The following is a 26,100-nucleotide window of genomic DNA, read 5'->3' on the forward strand; positions in this document are numbered from 1 at the left end:
CCCCGCGTCCGTTGCCACGCCCGCAGCAGCATCTCTATCTGGATGTTATGTCATTTTACAGTTAACCCACCTGCCACTGACTCTTCTGACAATAGAAAAGGGAAGCCACAGGCTTCCCTTTCAATGATTTATTTTTCTCATCCACTCCCGACACAATCCCCCGGGGCAGAGTGTTGCACCCGTGGCGGCCAGGTCTTGCAGAGGGGCGACTACTGGGCCAGCAGGTGACCCACCAGTTCAAGGCGCCAGCCTTGCAGCAGCATGGGTTTGTCGGCGCGGGCGCGCTCTTCGTCGCTCATCCGCCAGCTCCAGGTGAAGTACTGGTGAATGATCTTCTTGCTCGCCACCAACTCGGGCGGGATGTTGTGGGCCTTGGCCTTCTCTTCCACCATGGCCTTGATGCGCTTGAGCTCGGCCTTGTACTGGGGGTAGTCCACCAGTCGGCGAATGGGCTCGGGCCAGCTGTCCGGCGCACTCTGCTGGGCCGACGCAACGATATCCAGCATCCGCTTGCCGTGGATCTTGATCTCGATGGGCGCCAGTCCCAACTCGTTGAGGTCGCGCAGGGAGGTCGGCTTGCGCTCCGCCACCTTGAACAGGTGCAGCTCCTTGACCACGAAGTTGAGGGCCAGATCCCGGCGCACCGCCTCCTGCTGGCGCCAGGCGGCCAGCTCGCGCAGGATGGCGAGTTCACGGCGCCCCAGTTGCCAGGCGTTGATGATCTCGAGGTAGGCCTGACGGGGATCGCTGCCCTGGGTCTTGCGGGCACAGTGGTTCTGGCACTCCTGCTCGAACCAGGCCTCTTTACCGCTGTCGCGCAGTGCCGCCATCACCTTGTCGTAGAGCGGCATCAGATAGAACACATCGGCCGCCGCGTATTCCAGCTGACGGTCGGTGAGCGGGCGGGCCAGCCAGTCGGTGCGGGCCTGATCCTTTTCCAGCTCCACGCCGAGGAACTCCTTGACCAGGGCGCCGAAGCCCACCGAGACGCCGTGACCCAGGAAGGCCGTCGCCAGCTGGGTGTCGTGCATCAGATTGGGCAGGTGGCCCGCCTGATGCTGGATGAGCTCCAGATCTTCGCCGGAGGCATGCAGTATGGCGATCTGCCCAGCCCGGCCGAGTCGCTGCCAGAGTCCGGACAAGTCCAAGGTCAGGGGATCCAGCAGCGCCAGTTGATGGCCATCATAGATTTGGAACAGACCGAGTTGGGGATAGTAGGTACGGGTGCGAACGAATTCGGTATCGATGGCCAGAGGAACATCGGCCAGGGAAGCGAGATACTGTTCCAGTTCGGCTTGCTGAGAAATGAGTTGATATTGCATCGTTACCTGCACCTTGGTCGGAAGTCGGGACCCGGAAAGAAAAAACCGTGGGCTGACCCACGGTTTTGCATGACATCAAGCTGTCTGCCCGCTATTGCTTGGCAATTTCCTCGTCGCGCAGTACGCGGCGCAGGATCTTGCCCACATTGGTCTTGGGAAGTTCGTCACGAAATTCTACCAGTTTCGGTACCTTATAGGCAGTCAGATGTTTGCGGCAGTGCGCAATAATCTCGCCCTCCAGCAGGGTTGCATCTTTCTTGACCACGAAGATCTTCACCAGCTCGCCGGACACCTTGTGGGGCACCCCCACGGCGGCCACTTCCAGCACCTTGGGGTGCAGCGCCACCACGTCTTCTATCTCGTTGGGATAGACGTTGAAGCCGGAGACCAGGATCATGTCCTTCTTGCGATCGACGATCTTGAAGAAGCCCTGCTCATCGCACACGGCGATGTCGCCGGTACAGAGCCAGCCATCCTGCATCACCTCGGCGGTCGCCTCCGGGCGCTGCCAGTAGCCGGTCATCACCTGGGGTCCGCGCACCTGCATCTCGCCAGGGGCGCCGAGCGCGGTGATCACCTGGCCGGCATCGTCCACCAGGCGGATCTCGGTGGAGCAGACCGGCAGGCCGATGGAGCCGTTATAGTCCACCAGATCGTAAGGGCAGACGCTCACCAGGGGCGAGCATTCGGTCAGGCCATAGCCTTCCAGCAGCGGGGTATCGGTCAGCGCCTTCCACTGCTCGGCCACCGCCCGCTGCACCGCCATGCCGCCGCCTATGGTCAGTTTCAAACCGGAGAAGTCCATGCTCTGGAATTCGCCGTTGTTGACCAAGGCATTGAACAGGGTGTTGACCCCTGTGATGCAGGTGAAGGGGTACTTCTTGATCTCTTTGACGAAGCCAGGGATGTCACGCGGGTTGCTGATGAGCAGGTTGTAGCCGCCCAGGCGCATGAACAGCAGGCAGTTCACGGTCAGGGCGAACACGTGGTAGAGCGGCAGCGCGGTGACCACAAACTCCTTGCCCCGCTCCAGCACAGGACCATAGACGCCGAGGCACTGCTCGACGTTGGCAATCATGTTGCGGTGGGTCAGCATGGCGCCCTTGGAGAGGCCCGTGGTGCCGCCGGTGTATTGCAGGAAGGCGATGTCCTGGTTGCTGATTTCGGGCTTGATGTATTGCAGGTAGCGACCCTTGGCCAGCGCCTGGCGCATGGTGCTGGCGTGGGGCAGGTTGTATTTGGGCACCAGCTTCTTGACGTATTTGACCACGAAGTTGACGATCGTGCCCTTGGCCAGCCCCAGGTTGTCCCCCATCCGGGTCAGGATCACGTGTTTGACCGGGGTGTCGTAGACCACCTTTTCCAGGGTATGGGCGAAGTTGGAGACGATGACGATGGCCTTGGCGCCGGAGTCCTTGAGCTGATGCTCCAGCTCGCGCGGGGTATAGAGCGGGTTGACGTTCACCACCGTCATGCCGGCCCGCAGTATGCCGAACACGGCGATGGGGTATTGCAGCAGGTTTGGCATCATCACCGCCACCCTGTCCCCCTTGCCGAGCTTGAGCTCGTTTTGCAGGTAGGCGGCGAAGGCGCGAGACTGCTCCTCCAGCCGGCGATAGGTGATGGTCTGCCCCATGTTGACGAAGGCGGGCTGATCGGCAAACTGGGTCACCGACTCCTCAAACATCTCTACCAGAGAGCCGTATTGGTCTGGATTGATCTCGGCGGGGACTCCTTCCGGATAACGCTTAAGCCAGACTTTGTCCACGAACTTCTCCTGCATAACTAGCACCTGTGCGCTCACTGTGTTGCCTCCGTCCCTGTCCACATCTATTTCAATCAATTGTTTTAAGCTCAAGCTCTAATGTCGCCATATTTACATAAGGCAACATCGATTAACAGCAAATTAACAACAGGAAAGTGTGAGGGAGAAGGCAAACCTGAAATGATATAAAGCCGGCGATCCTACCGGATCTGGCAGAAATTTTCGATACAAACGGCGGTTTTCGATGAATTATCCATATGAAAATGATGATTTCCCTCTACCACTGCCATTTCTATCTGCCTGAAGACGTCGGCTCGCTGCTGCCACTGCTGGATCAGGGCCGGGAATCCCTGCTCTCCACGGATAAACAACACGGGGCACTCGATAGATCGGATCAACGCCCTGGCCTGCCCCTCACTCATGCGCATGGGCGACAGGTCCCGCAATCTGGGATCGCTGCGCCAGTGCCAGCGCCCGTCCCGCGCCATCAGCTGCCGCTCGCAGATGAGTCGCGCCGCGCTCGGGGTAATGTCTGCCACCTTGCAACGGGCGGCCACCGCCTCATCCAGGGAGGCAAAACCATTGGAGGCCCGCTCGCGGGTGCGGCTGCGATTCAAGATCGCCTTACGCAGCTGCGCCGGCACCGCCTCATCGGGCTGGCTGAGGGGTCCCAGCCCCTCCAGCAGGATGAGCCGCACTATCTGCTCGGGAAAGACCCCCGCATAGGCACTGGCAATGAGCGCCCCGAGGGAATGGCCGAGCAGCATGAAGCGCGACCAGCCGGCGGCCTGACTCAACTGATAAAGATCGTCCAGCCAGTCGATGAAGACATAGGGGGTCGACTTGTGATCCGAGTGACCGTGCCCCGGCAGATCGACGCAGATCAGGTGGAACTCGGCGAGATGAGGGGCAAGGGGCAGGAAGCTGGCGCCATTGTCGAGCCAGCCGTGCAGGGCAATGAGCAGGGGTTTGCCCTGCCGGCCGTTATCCAGCAGGGCGATGCGCCGTCCATCGGCCAGGGTGAGGAAGCGCTCTTCCATCATCACCAGCGGGAGTAGTGGCGTCTTGGCCAGAAGGGATCATAGAAGGGGTCGTAGAAGTAGGGGTCCATGTAGCGGATCTCCACCTCCTTCACCGGCGGCCACAGCTTGCTGGCGGTGACCTTGAGCACAGAGAAGCGATACTTGTGATCCCCTATCTGGCTATCCACCGGCTTGTCCAGGGTGCCGAGCACCGTCAGGCTGCGTCCCTTGGCATAGAGCGTCGGATCCACAAAACCCTTCATGACGGCCAGAAAACGCCCCGGGCTCTGCTCCGTCTGGGTCGGCACGCCATTGGCTTTGAGCGGCAGGTAGACCACCTCGATGACGCTCTGATCCTGCTCGTTGTGCACCGCCGAGATGACGCCGCTCCAGCGCGCAGGCTTGCCCTCCATCCCCTGCAAGGCAGGCTGATAGGCCACCAGCTGGCTTTCCGGCTCATAGGCCAGCTCCTTGGGCACCGAGCTGCAGCCGCCGAGCAGCAGCCCCGTCAGGCCCAGCATGATCACGCGTTTCATCATTTGCCTCTCCTTGTCCGCGCCGTCCGCCTTCACTCGCTGGCGTCGCGTCGCGGCTCGCCGTTGGATGTCACTCGCGACCCGGCAGCTTTTTCCAGGTCACCTTGTCGCGCAAATATACCGGTGTGGCCTGCTCCACAGCCACCGCCTCCCCCGCCAGCCAGGCGGCCCGAGCCAGGGGCAGCATGTCGACCGCCGCCGGGAAGCGCACCTGGCTCACCACCAGCTCGTCGGCCAGGGCGTTGAGCGTCTCGCCATAGGTTTCAAAGCCGGTCCCGACGCAGCTCAGGCTGCCCGCCAGCTTGCCGCGCGCTTCAATCAGGGCGGCGGGATCGCTCACCACTTCCTCCCCCACCAGCTGCATGCGGCCATCGAGCAGCTCGTAGTGGCCGAAATAGACCTCGTTCATCCGCGCATCTATGGCGGTCAACACCCGCTCGGCGCCGTCCAGACGATGAGCCCCCTGGGCCATGGCAGCCAGGGTGGAGATGCCGATAAGCGGCACGCCGGCGCCAAAGGCGAGCCCCTGGGCCACGCTGATCCCGATGCGCACGCCGGTAAAGGAGCCCGGTCCACGCCCAAAGGCGATGGCGTCGAGCTCAGCCAACGATAGACCGGCCTCGTCTAACACAGCCTGAACCATGGGCAGGATTTTTTGGGTGTGATCCCGCGGCGCCTCTTCCCAACGGGAGAACAGCTTGTCGCCCACCAGCAGGGCGGCGGAGCAGGCTTCGGTGGCGGTATCAACGGCCAGGATCTTCAACTCGGTCATGGGTTCCAATCTCTATAAATCAGTCAATGACATAACGTGCAAGCGGGATCTGCTCACCCGTTTTCTTAACATGGCAAATCAGTCAATCGCTAGCCACCCGGCAGCATCACAGGTCGAATGCAGAGCGCGCCGGGTACGCGGCCTGTCAGGCTCAAGCGCCCCGGTCAAAGAAACTCCCCAACGACTCTAACTCCCGGGTGCGAGGGATGGCGGGCAGGCTCTTGATGAAGGTGGCGCCATAGGGTTTGTTGACCATGCGTGGATCACAGATCACCAGCACGCCGTGATCCCTGCGATCACGGATAAGCCGCCCCACGCCCTGCTTGAGGGCGATCACCGCCTTGGGCAGCTGGATGTCGGCGAAGGGATCCCCGCCCTTGAGCTTGCAGTCGTCGACCCGCGCCTTGAGCAGGGGGTCGTCGGGACTGGCAAACGGCAGCTTGTCGATGATAACACAGGACAATGCGGCGCCCCGTACGTCTATCCCCTCCCAGAAGCTACTGGTCGCCACCAGCACGGCGCGGCCGTTCTCCACGAAGGTCTTGAGCAGCCGCTGCTTGTTGTCCTCCCCCTGCAGCAAGACGGTGCGGCCTATTTCCCGGCGCAGCACCTCGGCCACCTGCCGCATCACCTGGTGACTGGTGCAGAGGAAGAAACAGCCTCCCGGCGTCTTGTTGATGAGCGGGATCATCAGATTGGCGAGCAGTTCTCCCCGTCCAAAGGCGTTGGGCTCGGGCAGGAAGCGTGGCACGCACAGCCGCGCCTGCTCGGCGTAATCGAACGGGCTGTCGAGGATAAGCTCGGCGCTGCCAGCCAGCCCGAGCTCCGCTTTGAAGTGATCGAAGCGATTGTCCACCGTCAGGGTCGCCGAAGTGAATACCCAGGCCACCTCGGGCCTCAACACCTCGGCGCCGAAACGCTCGGCCACCGACAGCGGGGTGAGGCTGAGGGTAAAGTGCAGCCGCGAGCAGTCATACCAGTAGGAGAAGCCGGTCTGGTTGATGGCCAGCACCTCGCCGAGGCGGGTGCGCAGCTCGCAGATCCGCTCGAAGGCATGATCCAGCTGCTCACCGCGGCCGAGCGCGAGTTTGAGCACCTCGTAGCACAAGCCCAGCGCATCGTTGAGCCGCGCCAGCGCCTGGGCCCAGAGCGGCAGACGCAGCATGTCGCGGGTGTTGCCACGACCGCCGTCCACCCCGAAGGCGAGGCGCAAGTCCTGGCTCGCGATGGCAAGCCGGTCCGCCGCCTTGCTGAGCTGTCCCATGTCGTGGGCCTCGGCGCGATAGGCGAGCTGGATATCCTGCGCCAGATCCGAGATGGTGCGGCTGCCTACCGACTTGCCGAAGTAGTTGGTGGCGATCTCCGGCAGCTGGTGCGCCTCGTCGAACACATAGACCTGCGCCTCGGGCACCAGCTCGCCAAATCCCGTGTCTTTCACCGCCATGTCGGCGAAGAAGAGGTGATGATTGATCACCACCACCTGGGCATCCATGGCGCGGCGGCGGGCCACCACCAGGTGACAGTCGTCGTAATAGGGGCAGTCGCGGCCGAGGCAATTCTCGTTGGTGCTGGTGATATGGGGCAGGATCTCGGCATTCTCCTGCAGCCCCGGAATGTCTCCCACATCGCCGGTCAGGGTGGCGGTGGACCAGGACTTCACCTTGACCAGATCGGTCAGCACCTCGGGCTTTTGCAGATGGGATTCGCCGAGCAGACGATTCATGCGCTCGATGCACAGGTAGTTGCTGCGTCCCTTGAGCAGGGCCACCGGCGGGGTGTAGGAGAGCGCCGCCGTGATGGTGGGCAGGTCCCGGTAGAAGAGCTGCTCCTGCAGGTTCTTGGAACCGGTGCTGATCACCACCCGCTTGCCGGATTCCAGTGCCGGCACCAGATAGGCATAGGTCTTGCCGGTGCCCGTCCCCGCCTCCACCAGCAGCCGCCCCCCGCTCTTGATGGCGCGCGCCACCGCCTCGGCCATCGCCAGTTGCGGCGCACGGGCGACAAAACCATCGATGTGGCTGGCCAGGGGGCCGTCAGGCTGGAACAGGGTCTGTATGGTCAAAGGGGAGTCCCGCGCAAAAGCGGTCATTATGCCAAAAGCGTGGCGAAAGCGGGACTGATAATGCGTTCAGACGAAGAGATCGATCTGATGGTCCGGATCCGGCTTGTGATCATCTTCCTGCACCCTTGGCTGATCACGCTTGGCCGGGTGATGCCCCTGCTGGTACTGCTGGGCGCCGCCGCCGTTGTCAGTGCCAATCTTGCGCAGCTGATGCTTCTGGCTGATTTGGGTCACCTCCCGCTTGATGTCATCGGGGCTCGGGGACGCCGGCGCCCGTGGCAAGATGGGGAATAACAGGTCCTGGCTGGGCATAGTGATCACTCCTCAGGCTATCTTGTTTAGTTATCGACCAGAAAACCGTTTTCTCCACTTTAATCGGGCAAATCACAATTTCAGGTTGCATTTTCTGTCAAGGCAGGTAGTTTAAATCAGGCGTCAACTACGACATCTTATTTGTAAAGGATTGATTACATGAAGTTCACCCTGCTGAAGACTCATCATCACCATCATCATCCCGACTAGTCTTTCAGGAGGTTGACTGCTGGAAGACACTTAACTGGTGACTTCCAAAAGGACCGCAAGATTCATAAACCCTCGGAAGCACACACTTCCGAGGGTTTTTTTCGTTTTTGACTAGTAAGGAAATCGAGCAATGGAAACACAACGTCTACGCATCGCCATGCAAAAGTCCGGTCGCCTGAGCCAGGACTCCCAGGCTCTGTTCAAGAGCTGCGGCCTCAAGATCAACCTGCGGGAGCAGCGCCTCATCGCCCACGTGGAGAACATGCCCATCGACATACTGCGGGTGCGTGATGACGACATCCCGGGCCTGGTGATGGAAGGGGTGGTCGATCTTGGCATCATAGGTGAGAACGTGCTGGAAGAGGCGCAGCTCATCCGCGCCGCCCAGGGGCTGCCCGCGGAAGTGAAAACCCTCAAGCAGCTGGATTTCGGGGGCTGCCGCCTGTCGCTGGCGGTGCCGGACGATGTGGCCTACAAGGGGCCGCAAAGCCTCGCCGGCAAGCGCATCGCCACCTCCTACCCCGGTCTGCTCAAGCGTTTCTTCGACGAGCAGGGGTTGAGCTTCAAGAGCGTGATGCTGGGTGGCTCGGTGGAAGTGGCGCCGCGCGCAGGCCTGGCCGATGCCATCTGCGATCTGGTCTCCACCGGTGCGACCCTGGAGGCCAACGGCCTTAAAGAGGTGGAAGTCATCTACCGCTCCAAGGCGGTGCTGGTGCAGGCGCCCAATCCATTGAACGCCGCCAAGCAGGCCATCATCGACAAGCTGTTGCCCCGCATCCAGGGCATGCAACAGGCCCGCGAAAGCAAGTACATCATGCTGCACGCCCCGAAAGACAAACTCGCCGCCATCACCGACCTGCTGCCGGGCGCCGAGCGCCCCACCATCATGCAGCTGGCCGGTGACACCAATCAGGTCGCCCTGCACGTGGTATCCAGCGAGACACTGTTCTGGGAGACCATGGAGCAGCTCAAGGCTCTGGGTGCCAGCTCCATTCTGGTGCTGCCCATCGAAAAAATGATGGAATAAGGACGGGACATCATGCAGACCCTGATCTGGAAGACCCTCTCCCCCGCTCAACAGGCCGACGTGCTGACCCGGCCGGCATTGAATGACGAGGCCGACATCGGCGCCGTGGTGCAGGGCATCATTGCCGCCGTGCGTGGCCGGGGAGATGAGGCCCTGCGTGAGCTCGGCCTGCGCTTCGAGCGTGCCCCCCGCGAGCAGTTGCGGGTGAGCGAAGCCGAGACGGACGCCGCCTGCGCGCGCCTCGGGGATGACATCAAAGATGCCATCAATGCCGCCATCAACAACATTCGCACCTTCCACGCAGCCCAAGTGCAGCCGATTGTGCGGGTGGAAACCCAACCCGGCGTCGTTTGTGAGCTGCGTATCCAGCCCATCAACCGGGTTGGCCTCTATGTGCCGGGGGGCAGCGCCCCGCTCCCCTCTACCGTCATGATGCTGGCCATTCCGGCCGCCATCGCCGGTTGCCGGGAAGTGGTGCTCTGCACCCCGTCCCCCGCCAGCGACGAGATCCTGTTTGCCGCCCGTGCCTGCGGCGTGCGCCAGGTGTTTGCCATCGGCGGCGCCCAGGCCATCGCCGCCATGGCCTATGGCACCCAGAGTATCCCCAAGGTGGACAAGATCTTCGGTCCGGGCAATGCCTATGTGACCGAGGCCAAGGGTCAGGTCTCCCGCGATTGGCGCGGCGCGGCCATCGACATGCCGGCCGGCCCCTCCGAGGTGCTGGTGATTGCCGACGAGAGTGCCAACCCGGCCTTCGTGGCGGCGGACCTGCTCTCCCAGGCCGAACACGGCCCGGACAGCCAGGTGGTGCTAGTCACCACCTCGCCGCGCCTGGCCGATGCCATCAGCGGGGAGATAAAGGCGCAGCTGGCCCGGCTCAGCCGCCGGGACATCGCCGCCAAGGCGCTCGGTTCAAGCCTGGTGATCCTGTGCGACAGCCTGGATGAGGCCTGCGCCATCTCCAACGCCTATGCCCCCGAGCACTTGATAGTGCAGACCGAGGCACCGCGCGACTTGCTGGACAGGCTAGAGAACGCTGGCTCCATCTTCTTGGGAGCCTGGACGCCGGAATCGGTGGGGGATTACGCCAGCGGCACCAACCACACCTTGCCGACCTACGGTTACGCGCGCACCTGCTCGAGCCTCGGGCTCGCCGATTACCAGCGCCGCTACACGGTGCAGGAGCTGAGCGCCGAGGGCATCCAGGGCCTTGGCCCCATCGTCCAGCGCATCGCCGAGGCCGAGGGGCTCGATGCCCATAAAAATGCCGTCACCCTCAGGCTGGACGCCCTCGCCACCAAGCTGCAACAAAAGGATCTGTCATGAGCATCGCCAATCTGGCTCGCCGCGTGGTGCGGGCCCTCACCCCTTATCAATCTGCTCGCCGCATCGGCGGCAATGGTCACGTCTGGCTCAACGCCAACGAGGCGCCGCTGGCCTACCCCTTCACCATCGAGGGCAGCCGCCTCAACCGCTATCCCGAGTGCCAACCGGCCGAGGTGGTGAAAGGCTACGCCACCTATGCGGGGGTGAATCCGGATCAGGTGCTGGTGAGCCGGGGCGCCGATGAGGCCATAGAGCTGCTGATCCGCACCTTCTGTGAGGCCGGAGAAGATCAGATCCTCATCTGCCCGCCGACCTACGGCATGTACGCCATCAGCGCCGAGACCTGCGGGGTCGGCATCGTCGAACAGCCATTGACCCCTAGCCGCCAGCCGGACTGGCCCGCCATCCAGGATCGCCTCTCCGACGTCAAGCTGGTGTTCCTCTGCTCCCCCAACAACCCGACCGGGGATCTGGTGGGCCGCAAGGGCCTCATCAAGCTGCTGGAGAAGGCCCGGGAGCGCGCCATCATAGTGGTGGACGAGGCCTACATCGAGTTCTGCCCGGAAAGCTCAGTGGTAGACCTGCTCGCCCGCTTCCCGAATCTGGTGGTGACCCGCACCCTCTCCAAGGCCTTTGCCCTCGCGGGCATCCGCTGCGGCTTTACCCTGGGGGATCCCGAGGTCATCGCCATGCTGGCCAAGGTGATAGCCCCCTACCCCATCCCCGAGCCCATCGCCCAGATTGCAGCCCAGGCTCTCTCCCCCATGGGGCTGGCGCTGATGCAAGAGCGGGTGCAGGAGCTCAACAAGCAGAAGGCTCTCATCAAGGCCGAGCTGCTCCGGCTTGCCTGCGTGAAAGAGGTGTTCGAGGACAAGGGCAACTTCGTGCTGGTGCGCTTCGAGAATGGCGCCAGCGTGTTCGCTGCCATGAAGGCCGCCGGTATCATCTTGCGTGATTTTTCCAGCAAGCCGGGGCTCGACAACAGCATCCGCATCACCATCGGCTATCAGGGGGAGATGGATGCCGTACTCGAGGTGCTGCGCGGCCTCTGTGCCAATAACGTACCCGCCGACAAGATGTCTGCCACTCGCTGAAAAGGATGTAACCCATGAAGACCCCGTTTTTGTTTATCGACCGCGACGGCACCCTGATCGAGGAGCCGGTGACCGACAAGCAAGTGGACAGCCTCGCCAAGCTGCGCTTCGAGCCCATGGTGATCCCGGTGCTGCGCGAGCTGCAGGCCGCTGGCTACGTGCTGGTGATGGTGACCAATCAGGACGGGCTCGGCACCAATAGCCTGCCCCTTGAAAATTTCCAGCCCCCCCACGACCTGATGATGCACCTGTTTGAATCACAGGGCGTGCACTGGGAACAGGTGCTGATCTGCCCGCACTTCCCAACCGACGGCTGCAGCTGCCGCAAGCCGAACCTCGGGCTGGTGAAGGAGTACCTCGCCTCGGGTCGCATCGATTTTGCCAACTCCTTCGTGATAGGCGACCGGCAGACCGACTTGCAGCTCGCCGACAACATGGGCATCCGCGGCATTCGCTACCAGCCACAAGATCACGGCTGGCTCGCCATCCGTGATCAGCTACTCTCCAAGGGGCGTGTGGCCGAGGTGGAGCGCTACACCAAGGAGACCCGCATCCAGGTGGCGGTGGATCTCGACAAGAGCGGCGGCAACCAGATCGCCACCGGCATCGGCTTCTTCGATCACATGCTGGATCAGATAGCCACCCACGCCGGGTTCCGCCTCAAGTTGAAAGTCAGCGGCGATCTGCACATCGACGATCACCACACGGTGGAAGACGTCGGCCTCGCCCTGGGTCAGGCCCTGCGTCAGGCCCTCGGCAGCAAGCGTGGCATCGGTCGCTTCGGCTTCGTGCTGGCGATGGATGAGGTGCAGGCGGTGATCGATGGTCGTCCTCGCCACAGCGATGACGCCGCCCCCCTCACCGAGCTGGATGTGGCCACCGCGCTGGACTTGAGCGGCCGCCCCTACTTCGTGTTCGACTGCCCGAGCGGCTTTGGCCGCGACAGCGTGGGTGAGATGGCCACCGAGATGGTGCCGCACTTCTTCCGCTCCTTGTCGGACGCCATGGCCATCACCTTGCAGATGAAGGTCGGCAGCGGCAACACCCACCACCAGGTAGAGGCCCTGTTCAAGGGCTTCGGCCGCGCCCTGCGCCAGGCCATCCGGGTTGAGGGGAGCGAACTGCCCTCCAGCAAGGGGGTGCTGTGATGGGTTTGAGTAAGCAAAACCTCGTCATCATTGACACTGGCTGTGCCAATTTGGCCTCGGTGCGGATGGCGTTCGAGCGTCTCGGTGTGCAGCCCCTGGTCAGCTGCAGCGCCGCCGATATCGAGGGCGCCGACAAGCTGATCCTGCCGGGAGTCGGCACCGCCGTCGCCGCCATGCGCAACCTCAACGAGCGCAATCTGGTGCCCCTTATTCGCGCCGCCAAACAGCCGCTGCTCGGCTTCTGTCTCGGCATGCAGATGCTGGCACAAGCCTCCGAGGAGACAATGACGGGCGAGGATGACGACAGTGGCGCGCTGATCGACTGTCTCGGCATAGTGCCCGGCAAGATCCGGTTGATGGAGGTGGGCGACCTGCGTCTGCCCCACATGGGCTGGAACCAGATTGAGCACGACGAGACACACCCGCTGCTAAGCGGTATCCCGAGCGGCAGCTACTTCTACTTCGTCCACTCCTATGCCCTGGAGGTGACGGCGGCGACCCTGGCCAGCTGCGACTATGGCAGCCCCTTTACCGCCATCGTCGCGCGAGACAACTTCTTTGGCGCCCAATTCCACCCGGAGCGATCCGGCCCGGCCGGCGCCCGCCTACTGCAAAACTTTTTGGCGCTGTAACAAGGATGATTATCCCGGCAATGGATTTGATTAACGGGCACATGAAGATGCGCCTCTATCAGGGCAATGACCGGATGCTGGCAGGCTGTAGTCCATTCAAATATTTGGAGTTGTGAACAAGATGATTATCCCGGCAATTGATCTGATTAACGGGCAGGTAGTGCGTCTTTATCAGGGCGACTACGGCCAGAAGACCGCCTACAGCAGCAGCCCTCAGGCTCGCTTCAACGACTACGTGGCGCAAGGGGCGCAGCAACTGCACCTGGTGGATCTGGACGGCGCCAAAGAGACACAAGCCCGCCAGCTTGCGCTCATCACCGAGCTGCTCGCCGCGACCAGGGCGCCGGTGCAGGTGGGCGGTGGGGTGCGTACCGAGCAGGACGTGGCAGACCTCTTGGCTGCCGGCGCCAATCGGGTGGTGATCGGCTCCACCGCCGTCAAGTCCCCGGAACTGGTGGCGAGCTGGATGGAGAAGTACGGCGCCGAACGCATCGTGCTGGCGCTGGACGTCAATATAGATGCACAAGGCAATCGCCAGATCGCGGTGGCCGGCTGGCAGGAGAACAGCGGGGTGACCATAGAGGCGCTGATCGATCGCTTCCTTCCCGCCGGACTCAGGCACGTGCTCTGCACCGACATCAGTCGGGACGGGACGCTTGCCGGCAGCAACGTCGAGCTCTACCGGGATCTCTGCGCCCGTTATCCAAGCGTGGCCTTCCAGGCCTCGGGCGGCATAGGTAATCTGGCCGACATAGAGGCGCTCAAGGGCACAGGGGTCAAGGGGATCATCCTCGGCCGCGCCCTGCTGGAGGGCAAATTCGACGTCAAGGGCGCCATCGCCTGCTGGGCCCGCTGAGCGGAGTTGCTGTGTGAGCCCGTTTTTGCGGGCTCACGACTGACGCGCCGTCGAGTCTGAGCCATCATTTATCCCTTAGTGACAATCGACTCTATACTCGACTGACCCATTTGCGTCGCGGAGGCGCCATGTTCACAGCCCAAGCCGCCACCATCCTGATCGTCGACGATGCCCCCGAGAATCTGATGGTACTGACCGATCTGCTCACCCCCACCTACCGTGTGCTGGCCGCCCAGGGGGGCGAGAAGTGCCTGCGCATCGCCACCGGCTCACCCCGGCCGGATCTCATCCTGCTGGACGTGATGATGCCGGACATGGACGGTTACGAGGTGCTGCGAAGGCTGCAGTCAGATCCGTCCACCAGTTCCATTCCCGTGGTGCTGCTCACCGCCCTCTCCGATCCTCGCAGCGAGGCGCAGGGGCTGGCCCTCGGCGCCACCGACTACATCACCAAACCCATCAACCCCGCCATCGTCCAGGCCAGAGTGCGCACCCAGCTGGAGGCCAAACAGGCGAGAGATGGGCTGCAAAGCCAGAACGCGCTGCTGGAAGCCGAGGTGTCCAGACGCATGGCGGAGAACGATCTGATCCAGCAGGTTTCCATCCGCGCCCTCGCCCACCTGGCGGAGATCCGGGATCCCGAGACCGGCAACCACATACTGCGCACCCAGCTCTATGTGCGCCAGCTCGCCATCGGTCTGGCAAGCCATCCCCGTTTCACCGACACCCTGACCCCCGCCTACATAGAGCTGCTCAGCCGCTCGGCCCCCCTGCACGACATCGGCAAGGTGGGGATCCCGGATCAGATCCTGCTCAAACCGGGCAAGCTGACCGAGGAGGAATGGCCCATCATGCGCACCCATGCCAAGCTCGGCAGCGACGCCATCGAGGAGGCGGAACGGGACATAGATCAACCCCTGGCCTTCCTCACCCTGGCCAAGGAGATAGCCCACTGGCATCACGAGAAGTGGGATGGCAGCGGTTATCCCGATGGATTGAACGGCGATAACATCCCGGTCTCGGCCCGGCTGATGGCGCTGGCCGATGTGTTCGATGCCCTCATCAGCGCCCGGGTCTACAAGCCCGCCATGTCGTACCAGCAGGCGCGCAGCCTGATCCTCGAGGGCAGCGGGCTGCACTTCGATCCGGACGTGGTGGCCGTCTTTGATGCCCAATTCGAGCAGTTCATCGCCATCGCCGAGCGCTACCGTGACGATCACGAGGTGCCCCATGGCTAGGATCCCCCTGCTCGCCAAGACCCTGGTCATACCCTCTGTGGGGAAGATTGCACAATGTCCCTGGATCCCTCTGTCGCCCGAGGAGCGCCCCGCATGAAATGGATTTTCCCCCTGAGCAGGCATCAATGGATAGGGGCCTGCCTGCTGGCCATACTGATGCCCCTGTTCGTGCTGCTGATCCGGCTCCAGCTGCCCATTCCCGTCGAGGAGCGGCCGCTGCTGGTGCTGTTCATGTTGCCCATCATCGTCTGCGCCCTGCTGGGGGGGCTGTTGCCCGGCCTCATCAGCACCCTCTGCGTGGCCCTGATGACCGCCTATTTCATCCTGTCACCGCGCCACGAGCTGTATATCGCCTCCGGTCAGGATCAGGTCCAGTGGGGTCTGCTCGTCGCCAACGGGGTCCTGATCACCCTACTGAGCGCAGCCATGCACCGCTCCCGCGTCAGGGAGAGTCAGCGCTGGCAGGAGCTGCTGAACACCCAGTCCCGGCTGCGGCAGAGCGAGGATCGCTTTCAGGCTACCTTCGAGCAGGCAGCCGTCGGCATCGCCCTGGTATCCCCCGACGGCAACTGGCTTCGGGTCAATCAGCGGCTATGCGACATGGTGGGTTATAGCGCCGACGAGCTGATGGAAATGAACTTCCAGCAGATCACCCACCCGGACGATCTCTTCATCGATCAGAGCTATGTCGATCAGCTGCTGGCCGGCGAGGGCCAGCACTATGCCCTGGAGAAGCGCTACCTGCGCAAGGGGGGCGAGGCGTTCTGGATCACCCTGACCACGACCCTGGTCAGGGATCTCCAGGGGCAACCGGACTACTTCATCTCCATCATCGAGGACAACCAGCAGCGCAAGGAGACCGAGGCCGCCCTGCGCCGGAACGAGGTGATCCTGCGCGAATCCCAGCGTCTGGCCAAGATCGGCAACTGGCGCTGGCACATCGTTCAGGACACGCACTACTGGTCTCCGGAAATCTTTCGCATCTATGGCCGGGATCCGGCGCTCCCCCCCGCCGTCTATCCCGAGGTGCAGAACTACTTCACCCCACAGGCCTGGCACACCCTGAGCCAGGCTGTGGATCGCTGCCTGCAGGATGGCGCCCCCTACGAATGCGATGCCGAGGTCGTCACCCCCAGCGGGGAGGCCGCCTGGATCATCGCCCGTGGCACTGCCTTGCGAGACGAGAACGGGACCATCGTGGAGCTGTACGGCACTGTGCAGGACATCACGGAGCGCAAGCAGGCCGAGCAGCAGTTGCGACAGCTGTCTCTGGCCCTGGAACAGAGCCCGGACGGGATCTTCATCACCAATACCGAGTCGCGCATCGAATATGCCAATGCCGCCTTCCTGGCCACCAGCGGCTATGCAGAAGAAGAGGTTCTGGGGCAAAGCCCTCAGCTGTTCGACTCCGGCCTCACCCCGCCCGCCACCCATATCGCCCTGCAGGATGCCCTCAAACGCGGCCAGCGCTGGCACGGGGAGTTCATCAACCAGCGCAAGGATGGCAGCCACTATCAGGTGCTGGCCTCCATCTCCCCCATTCGCCGGGATAACGATCAGGTGACCCACTTCGTGACGGTGCAGGCGGACATCACCGAGAAGAAGCAGCTCGGGGAGGAGCTGGATCAGTATCGCTTCCACCTGGAGGAGATGGTCAGCGAGCGCACCCAGCAGCTGGCCCAGGCACACCAGCGCGCCGAGAGCGCCAACCAGGCCAAGAGTGCCTTCCTCGCCAACATGAGCCACGAGATCCGCACCCCCATGAACGCCATTCTGGGGCTCACCTACCTGCTCAAGCGGGATGCCAAAGAGGCCGGCCAGCACGATCGGCTGGAGAAGATAGACAACGCGGCCCAGCACCTGCTCACCCTCATCAACGACATCCTGGATCTCTCCAAGATCGATGCGGGCAAGATGCTGCTGGAGTGCCACGACTTCTCCCTCGTCGCCATGCTGGACAACGTCTGCGCCCTGATGGACGAGCAGGCCAGCGCCAAGGGGCTCGCCATCCAGATCGATCTCAATGGCGCCCCGGTCTGGCTCAGCGGCGACATCACCCGCCTGCGCCAGGCGCTGCTCAACTATGCCGGCAATGCCATCAAGTTCACCGAGACAGGCACCATCACCCTGCGGGTGCGGATGCTGCGCAAGCTGCTCAGCGGTTATCTGCTGCGTTTCGAGGTGGAGGACAGCGGCATCGGCATCACGGCGGTGCAGCGCGAGCGGCTGTTCCAGGCCTTCGAGCAGGCCGATGTCTCCACCACCCGCAAATATGGCGGCACCGGCCTCGGGCTTGCCATCACCAGCCGGCTGGCCAAGCTGATGGGGGGCGAGGTGGGGGTCGATAGCACCCCCGGCAAGGGCAGCTGCTTCTGGTTCACCGCACAGCTTTCCCCGGGCAAGAGCATCCCCCTGCCCCCTGTGTTGCCGACCCAGCCCAAGCAGCCGTTCTTCTCCTCCTATCCGGCTCGTCTGCTGCTGGTGGAGGACAACGCCATCAACCGGGAGGTGATCACCGAGCTGCTCACCGGCAGCGGCCTCATCATAGAGACGGCAGTCAACGGGTTGGATGCGCTGGACAAGATCCGCCACCAGTCTTTCGATCTCATCCTGATGGACATACAGATGCCGCTGATGGATGGCTACAGCGCCACCCGCGCCATCCGGGCCCTGCCCGATCAGGATCAGGTGCCCATACTGGCGCTCACCGCCAGTGCCTTTGAGGAGGACAGGAAGGCCTGCGAGGCCGCCGGCATGAACGACTTCATCACCAAGCCCGTCACCCCGGCCAGGCTGTTCGAGGCGCTGCGGCAATGGCTACCAGCGGGCACCCCCGCCGTAGCCTCGCCCCTACGGCCCGCCGAACGCTGGTGCGCCCCCCTCGCCCGGCTGCAGGAGATGCCCGGCTGGGATCTGGTGCAAGGCCTGGCGGCGCTGCAAGGGGATCAACATAAATACCTCAGGCTGCTGCGCTTCTTCGCGGTCCAGCATCGAGGAGACACCGAGCACCTGGCCGAGTGCCTGGCGAAGGGGGATCGCCCCTGTGCCATTGGCCTGGCCCACAGCCTGCGCGGCGCCGCCTCGACCCTGGGTCTGACCAGCCTCGCCGAGCAGGGGTTGCAGCTGGAGCAGGCCCTGCGGGCACAGGAAGAGGATCTGCTGGCCGCCCTGATCGCCGGCATAGGCCGGGATCTCGTCGAGCTGGAGCTCCGGTTGGGGGCCGAGGATGCGCAGACGGATATCGTCTCCCCCCTGCCGAGCAGCCACTGGCAGCAGCAGTTGCTGCGCCAGCTGGAGGCGCTGCTAGCCCAGAGCGATACCGCCGCCATCACACTGTTCGATCAGCACGCCGGCGCCATGCTGACCGGCCTGGGCGAGCAGGGCACCCTGCTCGCCCAGCAGCTGAAGGGGTTCGACTTCGACGGTGCCCTGATCACCATCAGAGGGCTGAAACAGGTGGAGGACAACCTGCTGGCCTTCCGTTCGGAAGGATCCGGCGCCATCACCCGGCATTGATAAGTAGCAGAGAGAGGAATGCGGAGAAAGGGTTGGATTGCGGTACAAGGTCGTGCTTATAGTGTGGGCTCTCCCGCCTCGGCCGATGCCAGCGCCATGCCAGCCCGCTTTATCCAGGATCGCGAGAATGCCGGCACCGTCTGGCTGAATCGAATGTTAACCGTGCTTTACATGGAGCAACGAGCATGTTGTCAAAGCGTATTATCCCCTGTCTCGACGTCAAAGACGGCGTGGTGGTCAAGGGAGTGCAGTTTCGAAATCACGAAGTGATGGGGGGCATAGTCGAGCTTGCCCGCCGCTACGCCAGCGAGGGAGCCGACGAGCTGGTGTTCTATGATATCACCGCCTCCAGCGACGCCCGGGTGGTGGACAAGAGCTGGGTGAGCCGAGTGGCCGAGGTCATCGACATTCCGTTCTGCGTCGCCGGCGGCATCAAGAGCGTGGAGGATGCGCGCCAGATCCTGGAGTTTGGCGCCGACAAGGTCTCCATCAACTCCCCCGCCCTGGCGGATCCTCGCCTTATCACCGCACTGGCCGAGCGCTTCGGCGTGCAGTGCGTGGTGGTCGGTATCGACTCCTACTTTGATGCCGCCACCGGTGAGTATCAAGTCAAGCAGTTTACCGGCGACGAGAGCCGCACCCGCACCACCGCCTGGACCACCCTGGAGTGGGTCAAGGAGGTGCAAAAGCGCGGCGCGGGTGAAATCGTGCTGAACGTGATGAACCAGGACGGCATGCGCCAGGGTTACGATCTCGAGCAGCTCAAGCTGGTGCGGGCCCTGTGCAAAGTGCCGCTCATCGCCTCCGGCGGCGCCGGTACCATGGCACACTTCCTCGATGCCTTTACCCTCGCCGACGTGGACGGGGCCCTGGCGGCCTCCGTGTTCCACAAGGGCCTTATCCCCATTCCCGAATTGAAACGCTGGCTGAAAAACGAAGGAGTCGCCATCCGTGAATAACCAAGCTGTAAACAACCAGACCCCGCTGGCCGAGCGCCTGGATTGGGCCAAATGTAATGGGGACATGATCCCCCCTCCTGCATGCCAGCCTGATGATAGAGGAGCCGCCACCTGTGCATAATTCCGACTCACTGATTGACCGACTGGACTGGGGCAAGACCGAGGGCATGATCCCCGCCATCGTTCAGCACGCCGCGAGCGGCCAGGTGCTGATGCAGGGCTTTATGACCAAAGAGGCGCTGGAAAAAACCCAAACCACCGGTCAGGTCACCTTCTTCAGCCGCAGCAAGCAGCGGCTCTGGACCAAGGGCGAGAGCTCGGGCCATGTGCTCAAGCTCGTCGCCATCAGTACCGACTGCGATCAGGACTCCCTGCTGATCGCAGCCGACCCGGTGGGCCCCACTTGCCATCTGGGTACCCCTTCCTGCTTCGACGGTCACCCGCTGCCGCCGCTCGGCTTCCTGGCGGAACTCGAGCAGATCCTGGCCTCGCGCAAGGGTGCCGACCCCGCCACCAGCTACACCGCCAGCCTCTACGGCAAGGGCACCAAGCGCATCGCTCAGAAGGTCGGTGAAGAGGGTGTGGAGGTGGCGTTGGCCGCCATGGCCAAGGATCGCGAAGAGCTCATCAACGAATCCGCCGATCTGCTCTACCACCTCACGGTGCTGCTGCAAAATGAAGGGCTGGGCTTGAAGGATGTGGTGCAGCGGCTCGCCGAGCGCCATAACAAGTAGTGTGTCAACGGATAAACAGAACGGGCCATTGGCCCGTTTTTTGTGCCCGCTATTTGGTAAGGACAAGCCGCTGGGCGGTTGACTGAAGCTGGTCTGAACAAAGGGACCTTTTAACGCCGCACATGGGGTCTGCCCAGCGGGAATGCCCCCATGGATAATGGCGCCATACCGTCCAATGTCAGAGGTTCTATGAGCAAATATCAGTTCTTCCGCCTGGGACAAGATCCCGCCAGCGTCACCTTCCTGCTGATGTCATCGCCTTCCTTCTTGACTGCCAAGGCGCAACTGCTTGAGCAGGGGTTTGAAGTGGTGGGGGATTACATCGAGGCAAGCAGCGATCGCGAGGCCCTCGCCGCCTTCCGCAGCGGCATGATCGAACCCCTGACCCAATACACCAAGGCCACCGAGGAGGGAGGGCTCTATTACTTCATCACCGGCCTGTGGGAGGCGCTGAGCAAGCGCATAAGGGGCGCCAATCCTCCGCACTGAGAGACGCCAGGATGACAGGCCCGCGCAAAACGAAAAGCAGTGCCTGCAAGATGTGGTGCAGCGCCTCCGTGAGCGGCATAACAAATAGTCGGTGTATTGATATCCGACGGCTCACCCGGCTTGCCTCGCCCCCTTGAAGGGGGGCAGTCGTGAGGATGTCAACAACCAACAATAGGGAGGCATAATGTCTCCCCATTTACGCCAGGCAAGGTTTTGCAGTCACATAAGGGTTTCACCCCAGCTCATTGGTCGACTTGAATAAGCAAACATCAGAGTGAAATCCATAGGCTCCTATCTGGCTTTCAATCAAACAGCTCGAATCCAAAACCATCCAGCAAGTGGATTGCCTCAAGCCGTGTGAATTTAGTCCCTTTCAGGTGATTGTCCCGCACATCGATACGGTAATTGGTCGCCTCCCTGAAATCAGTACCGTTCAGGTTGGTATTGCCGAACATGCTTTCAGTAAAATCCGAGTATGAGAAATCGGATTTGCTGAAGTCGCCACCTCTGAAGTCTGCAGCCCTTACCTTGCACTCCTCCATGATCATGCCAGGCAATTTCAGACCAAAAAATGAGGAGTCATTTAAAATAGATTTTTTGAACATGAGCTGCCCAGGCACCACAAACCTTGACCACTCGGCTTTACTCCAGTCAACCCCGATAATTTTACACTCTTCGTAAAGCACGGCTAAAAATCGGCTGCTATCAACTCGGAGGTTGCTCAGATCTGAATTTTTGAAGATGCAGTCAACGAATTTGCAACGTTGAAAATGGGCACCATTGAAGGAGCAATTCACAAAGACACAGTCTTCAAATACTTTTGCGTAGATATGGGTGTCGGCGTACTTGAGACCATTGAACTCTTCTTGGTAATACTCGGCGATGCCGTCATCTATTCTATCTTTCATATTGAGCCTTATTGCGATAATTCTGTCATTCACGCTCAGTTTTCATTGAGTGCTGCTTGCAATTTTTCGAGAAACCTGCCGATATGAATGCCATCAACAAAGGAGTGATGCACCTGCACGGAAAAAGGCAGCATGACACGACCCTCTCTCTCGGAATACTTTCCCCAATTGAAAAGAGGGATGGCGTTCTCTTTGTCTCCGGAGAATGTATGAGACAGTTGCGTATATGAGAACCAAGGTAGCGGTGAAAATTGAAAAACATTGCCTCCCGCTGGCGCTGTAAAATACGCCTGTTGTGCAAGCGCGGCCTGCTGCGCCGCCAACACATAGGTCTGCAGCGTATCCGTCAATGGGGCGTCAACAACCTTGAATAACTCTGTTTCCTTGTCAAGGTAAGTAAACACAGTATTGATTTGATCGTATAGCACCACGCGCCCATCCAAGAATCGGTAGCGAAATGCCTCTACTTCATTTGCACACCTGGCCGTGACGAATATCATGGCAAAGGTGAAGGATGTCTCCAGCTTGCGGATTTTGTTTATAAATTTCGTCACATCCAGCTCAACGGTCACGCCATAGAGTGGATTGCTGAAATTCTTGAAAATATTGCAATGGAGTGCACGTCCCCACTTGGTTTCATCAACCGGGAGATAGTTTGACACAGCGAAACAGCCTGTTTTAAATGGGTTTAAAAAAGCTTCACATCAAAAGCTGGTGATATCAACATTGCTTAAAACAGCAATCCAATCTCAATAAATCGTTATCAGGCTGGCTTGCCATCGATCAAGAGCTGTATCGCTGCGCCATAATGCTCGGCAATAATATCGATTGGCGTTGCCAGCAGTGTTTCGTGCTGGATAACGGCCAATGAATTGATAAGCCCGCCCATCTGGGCTGACACAAGATGGGCTCTCAATTCAGCATCCCGCCCAGGCAAACGTTGCGCCAGTTGCTCAACGAATCGAGTTCTAACGACATCCTGTAAACGGGCTCTTATCGTCTCGCTGTCAGAGGCCTGAACCAAAGACACATAGGAACTCATTTTATGTTTGATATCGCCGGAGATCAGTTCAAGAACGATACGGTATCCCATGCCATCCAATGAACCTGTGAGTGCTTTTTCACAAAAGTCGCTGATAGCCAGCGCTTCAAGAAAAAGCTCCTCCTTGGAGCCAAAATAGCGGATGAGCAATGCGGGATCGACCCCGACTTCCTTTGCGATGGCCCTGAGCGACGTCGCTCTGTAGCCGGTTGAAGAGAAAAGTCGTCGAGCAACATCCAGGATCAAGGCTTTGGTTGTGTCAGCACCACTCAATTTCACCACCTCCTCGGTAACAGCATCCTTGATCATATTTCCTTCCCTTTCCAAGCCGTCATGATGAGCGATTTTAGGTATGTCCCTCATGCAAGTCAACGGCGTTGACATGGATTATTCAACACCGTTGACCTGGACTGTCCAGCGACACATCCACATGACCACAGGAGATGAACTGCCCTCAGATGCCCGTCCGCATCCCCGTCGACGGGATCACTCCAGCTGCTGGCGCAACATGAACTTTTGCACCTTGCCGGTGGAGGTCTTGGGCAGGGGGGTGAAGATGATGCGCTTGGGGGCCTTGAAGTGGGCCATCTGCTCGCGGCAGAACGCGATCAGCTCCGCTTGGCTCAGTTCCCTGCCCTCCTTGAGCTTCACGAAGGCGCAGGGCACCTCTCCCCACTTCTCGTCCGCCATGGCGATCACCGCGGCCTCGTCCACGTCGGGATGACGGTAGAGCACATCCTCCACCTCCAGGCTGGAGATGTTCTCCCCGCCCGAGATGATGATGTCCTTGGATCTGTCCTTGATCTCCACGTAGCCGTCCGGGTGCCAGACCGCGAGATCCCCGCTTCTGAACCAACCTTCCGCCATCGCCTCCTCGCTCGCCGCCGGGTTCTTGAGATAGCCCTTCATCACCACATTGCCGCGCAGGAAGATCTCCCCCAGGGTCTTGCCATCCTGAGGCACCGGCTCGCCGCTGACCGGGTTGGCGACGCGCATCTCCCCCTGCAGCGGCGAAGTTACCCCCTGGCGTGCCTTGAGCCGCGACAGGGCGGCGGCATCCTGCCCGTCCCAGCTGCGCTGGGGCTCGCAGACCACGCAGGGGCCATAGGTCTCGGTCAAACCATAGGTGTGGGTCACCACTATCCCCATGGCCTCCATGCCGGCGATCACGGTGGCGGGTGGCGCCGCGCCGGCCGTCATCACCTTGATGGGGTGATTGAGCCCCAGCTTGAGCGCTGGATCGGCGTTGTTGAGCATATTGAGGACGATGGGTGCCGCGCAGAAGTGGCTCACCTTGTGGCTGTGCAGGGCCTCATAGATGGCGCCCGCCTGCACATGGCGCAGGCAGACGCTCACCCCGGCGGTGGCCGCCATCGTCCAGGGGAAGCACCAGCCGTTGCAGTGGAACATCGGCAGGGTCCACAGATAGACGGGGTGCTTGGGCAGCTCCCAGGAGAGCACGTTGTTGACCGCATTGAGGTGGGCGCCGCGATGGTGATAGACCACCCCCTTGGGGTTACCCGTGGTGCCCGAGGTATAGTTCAGGGAAATCGCCTGCCACTCGTCCGCCGGCAGCCAGCCGGGCTCGTCGCCGTTGCCCCCGGCAATGAAGGCCTCGTAGTCGAGATCGCTTACCAGCGCTCCCTGCTGATAGAGGGGATCATCGATGGCGATGAGCAGCGGCGCGGCGTCGAGCAGGGCCAGCGCCTTGCCGACCACGGCGCCAAACTCCCTGTCCACCAGCACCACCCTGCTCTGGGCATGCTGGAAGATGAAGGCCATGGACTCGGCATCGAGCCGGGTGTTAATGGTGTTGAGCACGGCGCCGCTCATGGGTACCCCGAAGTGAGCCTCGAACATGGCCGGGACATTGGGGGCGACGATGGAGACAGTGTCCCCCTCGCCTATCCCGTGCCGGCGCAGGGCCGAGGCAAGCCGGCGGCAGCGCCGCTCGGTCTGGGCCCAGCTCTGGCGCAAGGGGCCGTGGATCAGGGCCGGGTAGTCGGGATAGACCCGGGCCGCCCGGGTCAGAAAGCTCAAGGGGGTCAGGGCCTCGAAATTGGCGGGCGTCTTGCCAAGGCCTGTCTCATAGATGTTCTGCTCTGTCATCGGGTTCCTTCCTCATATGTGGCACAAAGCGGGTGGATCCGGCTGGCCGGCCTGTTGCCGGGAAACGGCGCCGGGCATCATGCCCGGGGCCTATGCCCTATGGAAAGAGAGGGTATCAAGGGGGATCCGCGACAGGTATTAGCAAAACGTCTTAGGCCTTTCTGGGTATGGCAACGGCCGTTGTCGCCAAAGCCCGACACCTTGTTGGCGAGATAATTTTTGGTGAAGTCAGAGGTTGTCGTGCCTGCGCGCGGCTTCCCTTGTTCATCCACGACGGTGTGCCAAGATGACCGCAAGCTCGAACAGCATCAGATGATGCATCTCAGGAGAACGCAAAATGAACACATCCATGTTGGCAGGTGTCGGGATCGGGATCGCCTCTGCGCTGGCCTTGTCGGCGGCAGCCAGTGGATCCCTGTTTTCCTCCCAGCCCCAGTTTGCCGAGGTACTGGCAAGCAAGCCGCTGACCGAGACCATCAAGACCCCCAGACAGGAGTGTCGCAACGTCGCCGTCACCCACCGCAAGCCGGTGCAGGATGAACACAAGATCCTGGGCACTGTGGTCGGCGCGGCCTTGGGAGGCGTGCTGGGCAACCAGTTCGGGGGCGGCAGCGGCAAGAAGGTGGCCACCGCCGCAGGCGCAGTGGCCGGTGGCTACGCGGGCAACCAGGTACAAGGCAACATGCAGGCCGGGGATACCTACACCACCACAGAGCAGCGCTGCAAGACGGTGCAGGACAGCAGCACCCGCACTCTGGGATATGACGTGACTTATCGTCTCGCCGGCCAGGAAGGGGTGATCCGCATGGAGAAAGAACCCGGCCCCACCATCCCGGTCAAGGATGGCAAGTTGGTACTGAGCAACGCGCAGGGTTGAACCTCCGTTAGGAGCGCCCTGCCTTGAAAAAGGCTCTGTCCCAATTACGTGTTGAAAGGCTAACCTTGAAGTAGGTCATCACCCTGAAGGCCACCATCATGGATACCCAAGCCTTTCAACACCTGCTGTCTCTCTTCCCACTGC

The 26,100-nt window shown here is 61.4% G+C and carries 23 protein-coding genes and 1 other annotated feature; of the genes, 12 read left to right on the forward strand and 11 right to left on the reverse strand.

Going from position 1 to position 26,100, the window contains the following annotated elements:
* Positions 1-209 precede the first annotated feature (209 nt).
* The 7 genes from rnd to LG30_RS0116235 form a co-directional block, all read right to left on the reverse strand.
* Positions 210-1,322, reverse strand: a complete 1,113-nt coding sequence (gene rnd, locus LG30_RS0116205) for a ribonuclease D (protein WP_033131736.1) — start codon at positions 1,320-1,322, stop codon at positions 210-212.
* A 91-nt stretch (positions 1,323-1,413) separates the two neighbouring features.
* Positions 1,414-3,090: a long-chain-fatty-acid--CoA ligase FadD gene (fadD, locus tag LG30_RS0116210; protein WP_152599344.1), complete on the reverse strand. Its 1,677-nt coding sequence runs from the start codon at positions 3,088-3,090 to the stop codon at positions 1,414-1,416.
* 197 nt (positions 3,091-3,287) lie between these two features.
* On the reverse strand, positions 3,288-4,130 hold the full coding sequence (locus LG30_RS0116215) for an alpha/beta fold hydrolase (RefSeq protein WP_033131738.1): 843 nt from the start codon (positions 4,128-4,130) through the stop codon (positions 3,288-3,290).
* Positions 4,130-4,648: a Slp family lipoprotein gene (locus LG30_RS0116220; RefSeq protein ID WP_033131739.1), complete on the reverse strand. Its 519-nt coding sequence runs from the start codon at positions 4,646-4,648 to the stop codon at positions 4,130-4,132. The genes LG30_RS0116215 and LG30_RS0116220 overlap by 1 nt, the downstream gene beginning before the upstream one ends.
* A gap of 67 nt (positions 4,649-4,715) precedes the next feature.
* On the reverse strand, positions 4,716-5,417 hold the full coding sequence (tsaB, locus tag LG30_RS0116225) for a tRNA (adenosine(37)-N6)-threonylcarbamoyltransferase complex dimerization subunit type 1 TsaB (RefSeq protein ID WP_033131740.1): 702 nt from the start codon (positions 5,415-5,417) through the stop codon (positions 4,716-4,718).
* A gap of 151 nt (positions 5,418-5,568) precedes the next feature.
* Positions 5,569-7,479 (reverse strand): DNA repair helicase YoaA, encoded by a 1,911-nt coding sequence (locus LG30_RS0116230; protein ID WP_033131741.1) that lies wholly within the window; start codon positions 7,477-7,479, stop codon positions 5,569-5,571.
* 66 nt (positions 7,480-7,545) lie between these two features.
* Positions 7,546-7,791, reverse strand: a complete 246-nt coding sequence (locus tag LG30_RS0116235; RefSeq protein ID WP_033131742.1) for a hypothetical protein — start codon at positions 7,789-7,791, stop codon at positions 7,546-7,548.
* A gap of 185 nt (positions 7,792-7,976) precedes the next feature.
* Positions 7,977-8,102: a sequence feature (His leader region), on the forward strand.
* Positions 8,103-8,131: 29 nt separating this feature from the next.
* Between LG30_RS0116235 and hisG the strand changes: the two genes are divergently transcribed.
* The 11 genes from hisG to LG30_RS0116290 all read left to right on the forward strand — a co-directional run bounded on the left by hisG (position 8,132) and on the right by LG30_RS0116290 (position 21,020).
* Positions 8,132-9,028 carry an ATP phosphoribosyltransferase gene (hisG, locus tag LG30_RS0116240; RefSeq protein ID WP_033131743.1) on the forward strand — a complete coding sequence of 299 codons (897 nt, stop codon included), beginning with the start codon at positions 8,132-8,134 and terminating at the stop codon, positions 9,026-9,028.
* 12 nt (positions 9,029-9,040) lie between these two features.
* Positions 9,041-10,354, forward strand: coding sequence for a histidinol dehydrogenase (gene hisD, locus LG30_RS0116245; protein WP_033131744.1), 1,314 nt, complete (start codon positions 9,041-9,043; stop codon positions 10,352-10,354).
* Entirely contained in the window at positions 10,351-11,448 is a 1,098-nt protein-coding gene (gene hisC, locus LG30_RS0116250) for a histidinol-phosphate transaminase (protein ID WP_033131745.1), read from the forward strand. Before hisD ends, hisC begins: the two co-directional genes overlap by 4 nt.
* A gap of 14 nt (positions 11,449-11,462) precedes the next feature.
* Positions 11,463-12,596 carry a bifunctional histidinol-phosphatase/imidazoleglycerol-phosphate dehydratase HisB gene (hisB, locus tag LG30_RS0116255; protein ID WP_033131746.1) on the forward strand — a complete coding sequence of 378 codons (1,134 nt, stop codon included), beginning with the start codon at positions 11,463-11,465 and terminating at the stop codon, positions 12,594-12,596.
* Complete coding sequence (gene hisH / locus LG30_RS0116260; protein WP_033131747.1) at positions 12,596-13,228, forward strand: imidazole glycerol phosphate synthase subunit HisH; 633 nt, start codon at positions 12,596-12,598, stop codon at positions 13,226-13,228. Before hisB ends, hisH begins: the two co-directional genes overlap by 1 nt.
* Before the next feature lie 121 nt (positions 13,229-13,349).
* On the forward strand, positions 13,350-14,084 hold the full coding sequence (gene hisA, locus LG30_RS0116265) for a 1-(5-phosphoribosyl)-5-[(5-phosphoribosylamino)methylideneamino]imidazole-4-carboxamide isomerase (RefSeq protein WP_033131757.1): 735 nt from the start codon (positions 13,350-13,352) through the stop codon (positions 14,082-14,084).
* Between the two features lie 128 nt (positions 14,085-14,212).
* Positions 14,213-15,322, forward strand: a complete 1,110-nt coding sequence (locus tag LG30_RS0116270; RefSeq protein ID WP_033131748.1) for a response regulator — start codon at positions 14,213-14,215, stop codon at positions 15,320-15,322.
* A gap of 93 nt (positions 15,323-15,415) precedes the next feature.
* Positions 15,416-18,838 carry a PAS domain S-box protein gene (locus LG30_RS0116275; RefSeq protein WP_033131749.1) on the forward strand — a complete coding sequence of 1,141 codons (3,423 nt, stop codon included), beginning with the start codon at positions 15,416-15,418 and terminating at the stop codon, positions 18,836-18,838.
* Positions 18,839-19,023: 185 nt separating this feature from the next.
* Positions 19,024-19,797: an imidazole glycerol phosphate synthase subunit HisF gene (hisF, locus tag LG30_RS0116280; RefSeq protein WP_033131750.1), complete on the forward strand. Its 774-nt coding sequence runs from the start codon at positions 19,024-19,026 to the stop codon at positions 19,795-19,797.
* Between the two features lie 92 nt (positions 19,798-19,889).
* Positions 19,890-20,531 (forward strand): bifunctional phosphoribosyl-AMP cyclohydrolase/phosphoribosyl-ATP diphosphatase HisIE, encoded by a 642-nt coding sequence (hisIE, locus tag LG30_RS0116285; RefSeq protein WP_033131751.1) that lies wholly within the window; start codon positions 19,890-19,892, stop codon positions 20,529-20,531.
* Between the two features lie 189 nt (positions 20,532-20,720).
* Entirely contained in the window at positions 20,721-21,020 is a 300-nt protein-coding gene (locus LG30_RS0116290; protein ID WP_033131752.1) for a hypothetical protein, read from the forward strand.
* Positions 21,021-21,322: 302 nt separating this feature from the next.
* On the opposite strand, the gene LG30_RS0116295 is transcribed toward LG30_RS0116290, so the two are convergent.
* The 4 genes from LG30_RS0116295 to LG30_RS0116310 form a co-directional block, all read right to left on the reverse strand.
* Positions 21,323-21,961 (reverse strand): pentapeptide repeat-containing protein, encoded by a 639-nt coding sequence (locus LG30_RS0116295; RefSeq protein WP_052101143.1) that lies wholly within the window; start codon positions 21,959-21,961, stop codon positions 21,323-21,325.
* Between the two features lie 2 nt (positions 21,962-21,963).
* On the reverse strand, positions 21,964-22,590 hold the full coding sequence (locus tag LG30_RS0116300) for a CatA-like O-acetyltransferase (RefSeq protein WP_033131753.1): 627 nt from the start codon (positions 22,588-22,590) through the stop codon (positions 21,964-21,966).
* A 101-nt stretch (positions 22,591-22,691) separates the two neighbouring features.
* Positions 22,692-23,279, reverse strand: a complete 588-nt coding sequence (locus LG30_RS0116305; RefSeq protein ID WP_033131754.1) for a TetR/AcrR family transcriptional regulator — start codon at positions 23,277-23,279, stop codon at positions 22,692-22,694.
* A gap of 177 nt (positions 23,280-23,456) precedes the next feature.
* On the reverse strand, positions 23,457-25,079 hold the full coding sequence (locus LG30_RS0116310) for an acyl-CoA synthetase (RefSeq protein ID WP_033131755.1): 1,623 nt from the start codon (positions 25,077-25,079) through the stop codon (positions 23,457-23,459).
* Positions 25,080-25,416: 337 nt separating this feature from the next.
* Between LG30_RS0116310 and LG30_RS0116315 the strand changes: the two genes are divergently transcribed.
* Positions 25,417-25,956: a glycine zipper 2TM domain-containing protein gene (locus LG30_RS0116315; RefSeq protein WP_033131756.1), complete on the forward strand. Its 540-nt coding sequence runs from the start codon at positions 25,417-25,419 to the stop codon at positions 25,954-25,956.
* Positions 25,957-26,100: the final 144 nt, after the last annotated feature.

This window comes from Aeromonas aquatica, from assembly GCF_000764655.1.
Taxonomy (GTDB): Bacteria; Pseudomonadota; Gammaproteobacteria; order Enterobacterales; family Aeromonadaceae; genus Aeromonas; species Aeromonas aquatica.

What these genes read in the sequence shown, in the direction of transcription:
- rnd (WP_033131736.1), bottom strand. Translation starts at nt 1,322, where the DNA reads ATGCAATATCAACTCATTTCTCAGCAAGCCGAACTGGAACAGTATCTC.
- LG30_RS0116215 (WP_033131738.1), bottom strand. Translation starts at nt 4,130, where the DNA reads ATGATGGAAGAGCGCTTCCTCACCCTGGCCGATGGACGGCGCATCGCC.
- LG30_RS0116220 (WP_033131739.1), bottom strand. Translation starts at nt 4,648, where the DNA reads ATGATGAAACGCGTGATCATGCTGGGCCTGACGGGGCTGCTGCTCGGC.
- tsaB (WP_033131740.1), bottom strand. Translation starts at nt 5,417, where the DNA reads ATGACCGAGTTGAAGATCCTGGCCGTTGATACCGCCACCGAAGCCTGC.
- LG30_RS0116235 (WP_033131742.1), bottom strand. Translation starts at nt 7,791, where the DNA reads ATGCCCAGCCAGGACCTGTTATTCCCCATCTTGCCACGGGCGCCGGCG.
- hisG (WP_033131743.1), top strand. Translation starts at nt 8,132, where the DNA reads ATGGAAACACAACGTCTACGCATCGCCATGCAAAAGTCCGGTCGCCTG.
- hisD (WP_033131744.1), top strand. Translation starts at nt 9,041, where the DNA reads ATGCAGACCCTGATCTGGAAGACCCTCTCCCCCGCTCAACAGGCCGAC.
- hisC (WP_033131745.1), top strand. Translation starts at nt 10,351, where the DNA reads ATGAGCATCGCCAATCTGGCTCGCCGCGTGGTGCGGGCCCTCACCCCT.
- hisB (WP_033131746.1), top strand. Translation starts at nt 11,463, where the DNA reads ATGAAGACCCCGTTTTTGTTTATCGACCGCGACGGCACCCTGATCGAG.
- hisH (WP_033131747.1), top strand. Translation starts at nt 12,596, where the DNA reads ATGGGTTTGAGTAAGCAAAACCTCGTCATCATTGACACTGGCTGTGCC.
- hisA (WP_033131757.1), top strand. Translation starts at nt 13,350, where the DNA reads ATGATTATCCCGGCAATTGATCTGATTAACGGGCAGGTAGTGCGTCTT.
- LG30_RS0116270 (WP_033131748.1), top strand. Translation starts at nt 14,213, where the DNA reads ATGTTCACAGCCCAAGCCGCCACCATCCTGATCGTCGACGATGCCCCC.
- LG30_RS0116275 (WP_033131749.1), top strand. Translation starts at nt 15,416, where the DNA reads ATGAAATGGATTTTCCCCCTGAGCAGGCATCAATGGATAGGGGCCTGC.
- hisF (WP_033131750.1), top strand. Translation starts at nt 19,024, where the DNA reads ATGTTGTCAAAGCGTATTATCCCCTGTCTCGACGTCAAAGACGGCGTG.
- hisIE (WP_033131751.1), top strand. Translation starts at nt 19,890, where the DNA reads ATGATAGAGGAGCCGCCACCTGTGCATAATTCCGACTCACTGATTGAC.
- LG30_RS0116290 (WP_033131752.1), top strand. Translation starts at nt 20,721, where the DNA reads ATGAGCAAATATCAGTTCTTCCGCCTGGGACAAGATCCCGCCAGCGTC.
- LG30_RS0116305 (WP_033131754.1), bottom strand. Translation starts at nt 23,279, where the DNA reads ATGATCAAGGATGCTGTTACCGAGGAGGTGGTGAAATTGAGTGGTGCT.
- LG30_RS0116310 (WP_033131755.1), bottom strand. Translation starts at nt 25,079, where the DNA reads ATGACAGAGCAGAACATCTATGAGACAGGCCTTGGCAAGACGCCCGCC.
- LG30_RS0116315 (WP_033131756.1), top strand. Translation starts at nt 25,417, where the DNA reads ATGAACACATCCATGTTGGCAGGTGTCGGGATCGGGATCGCCTCTGCG.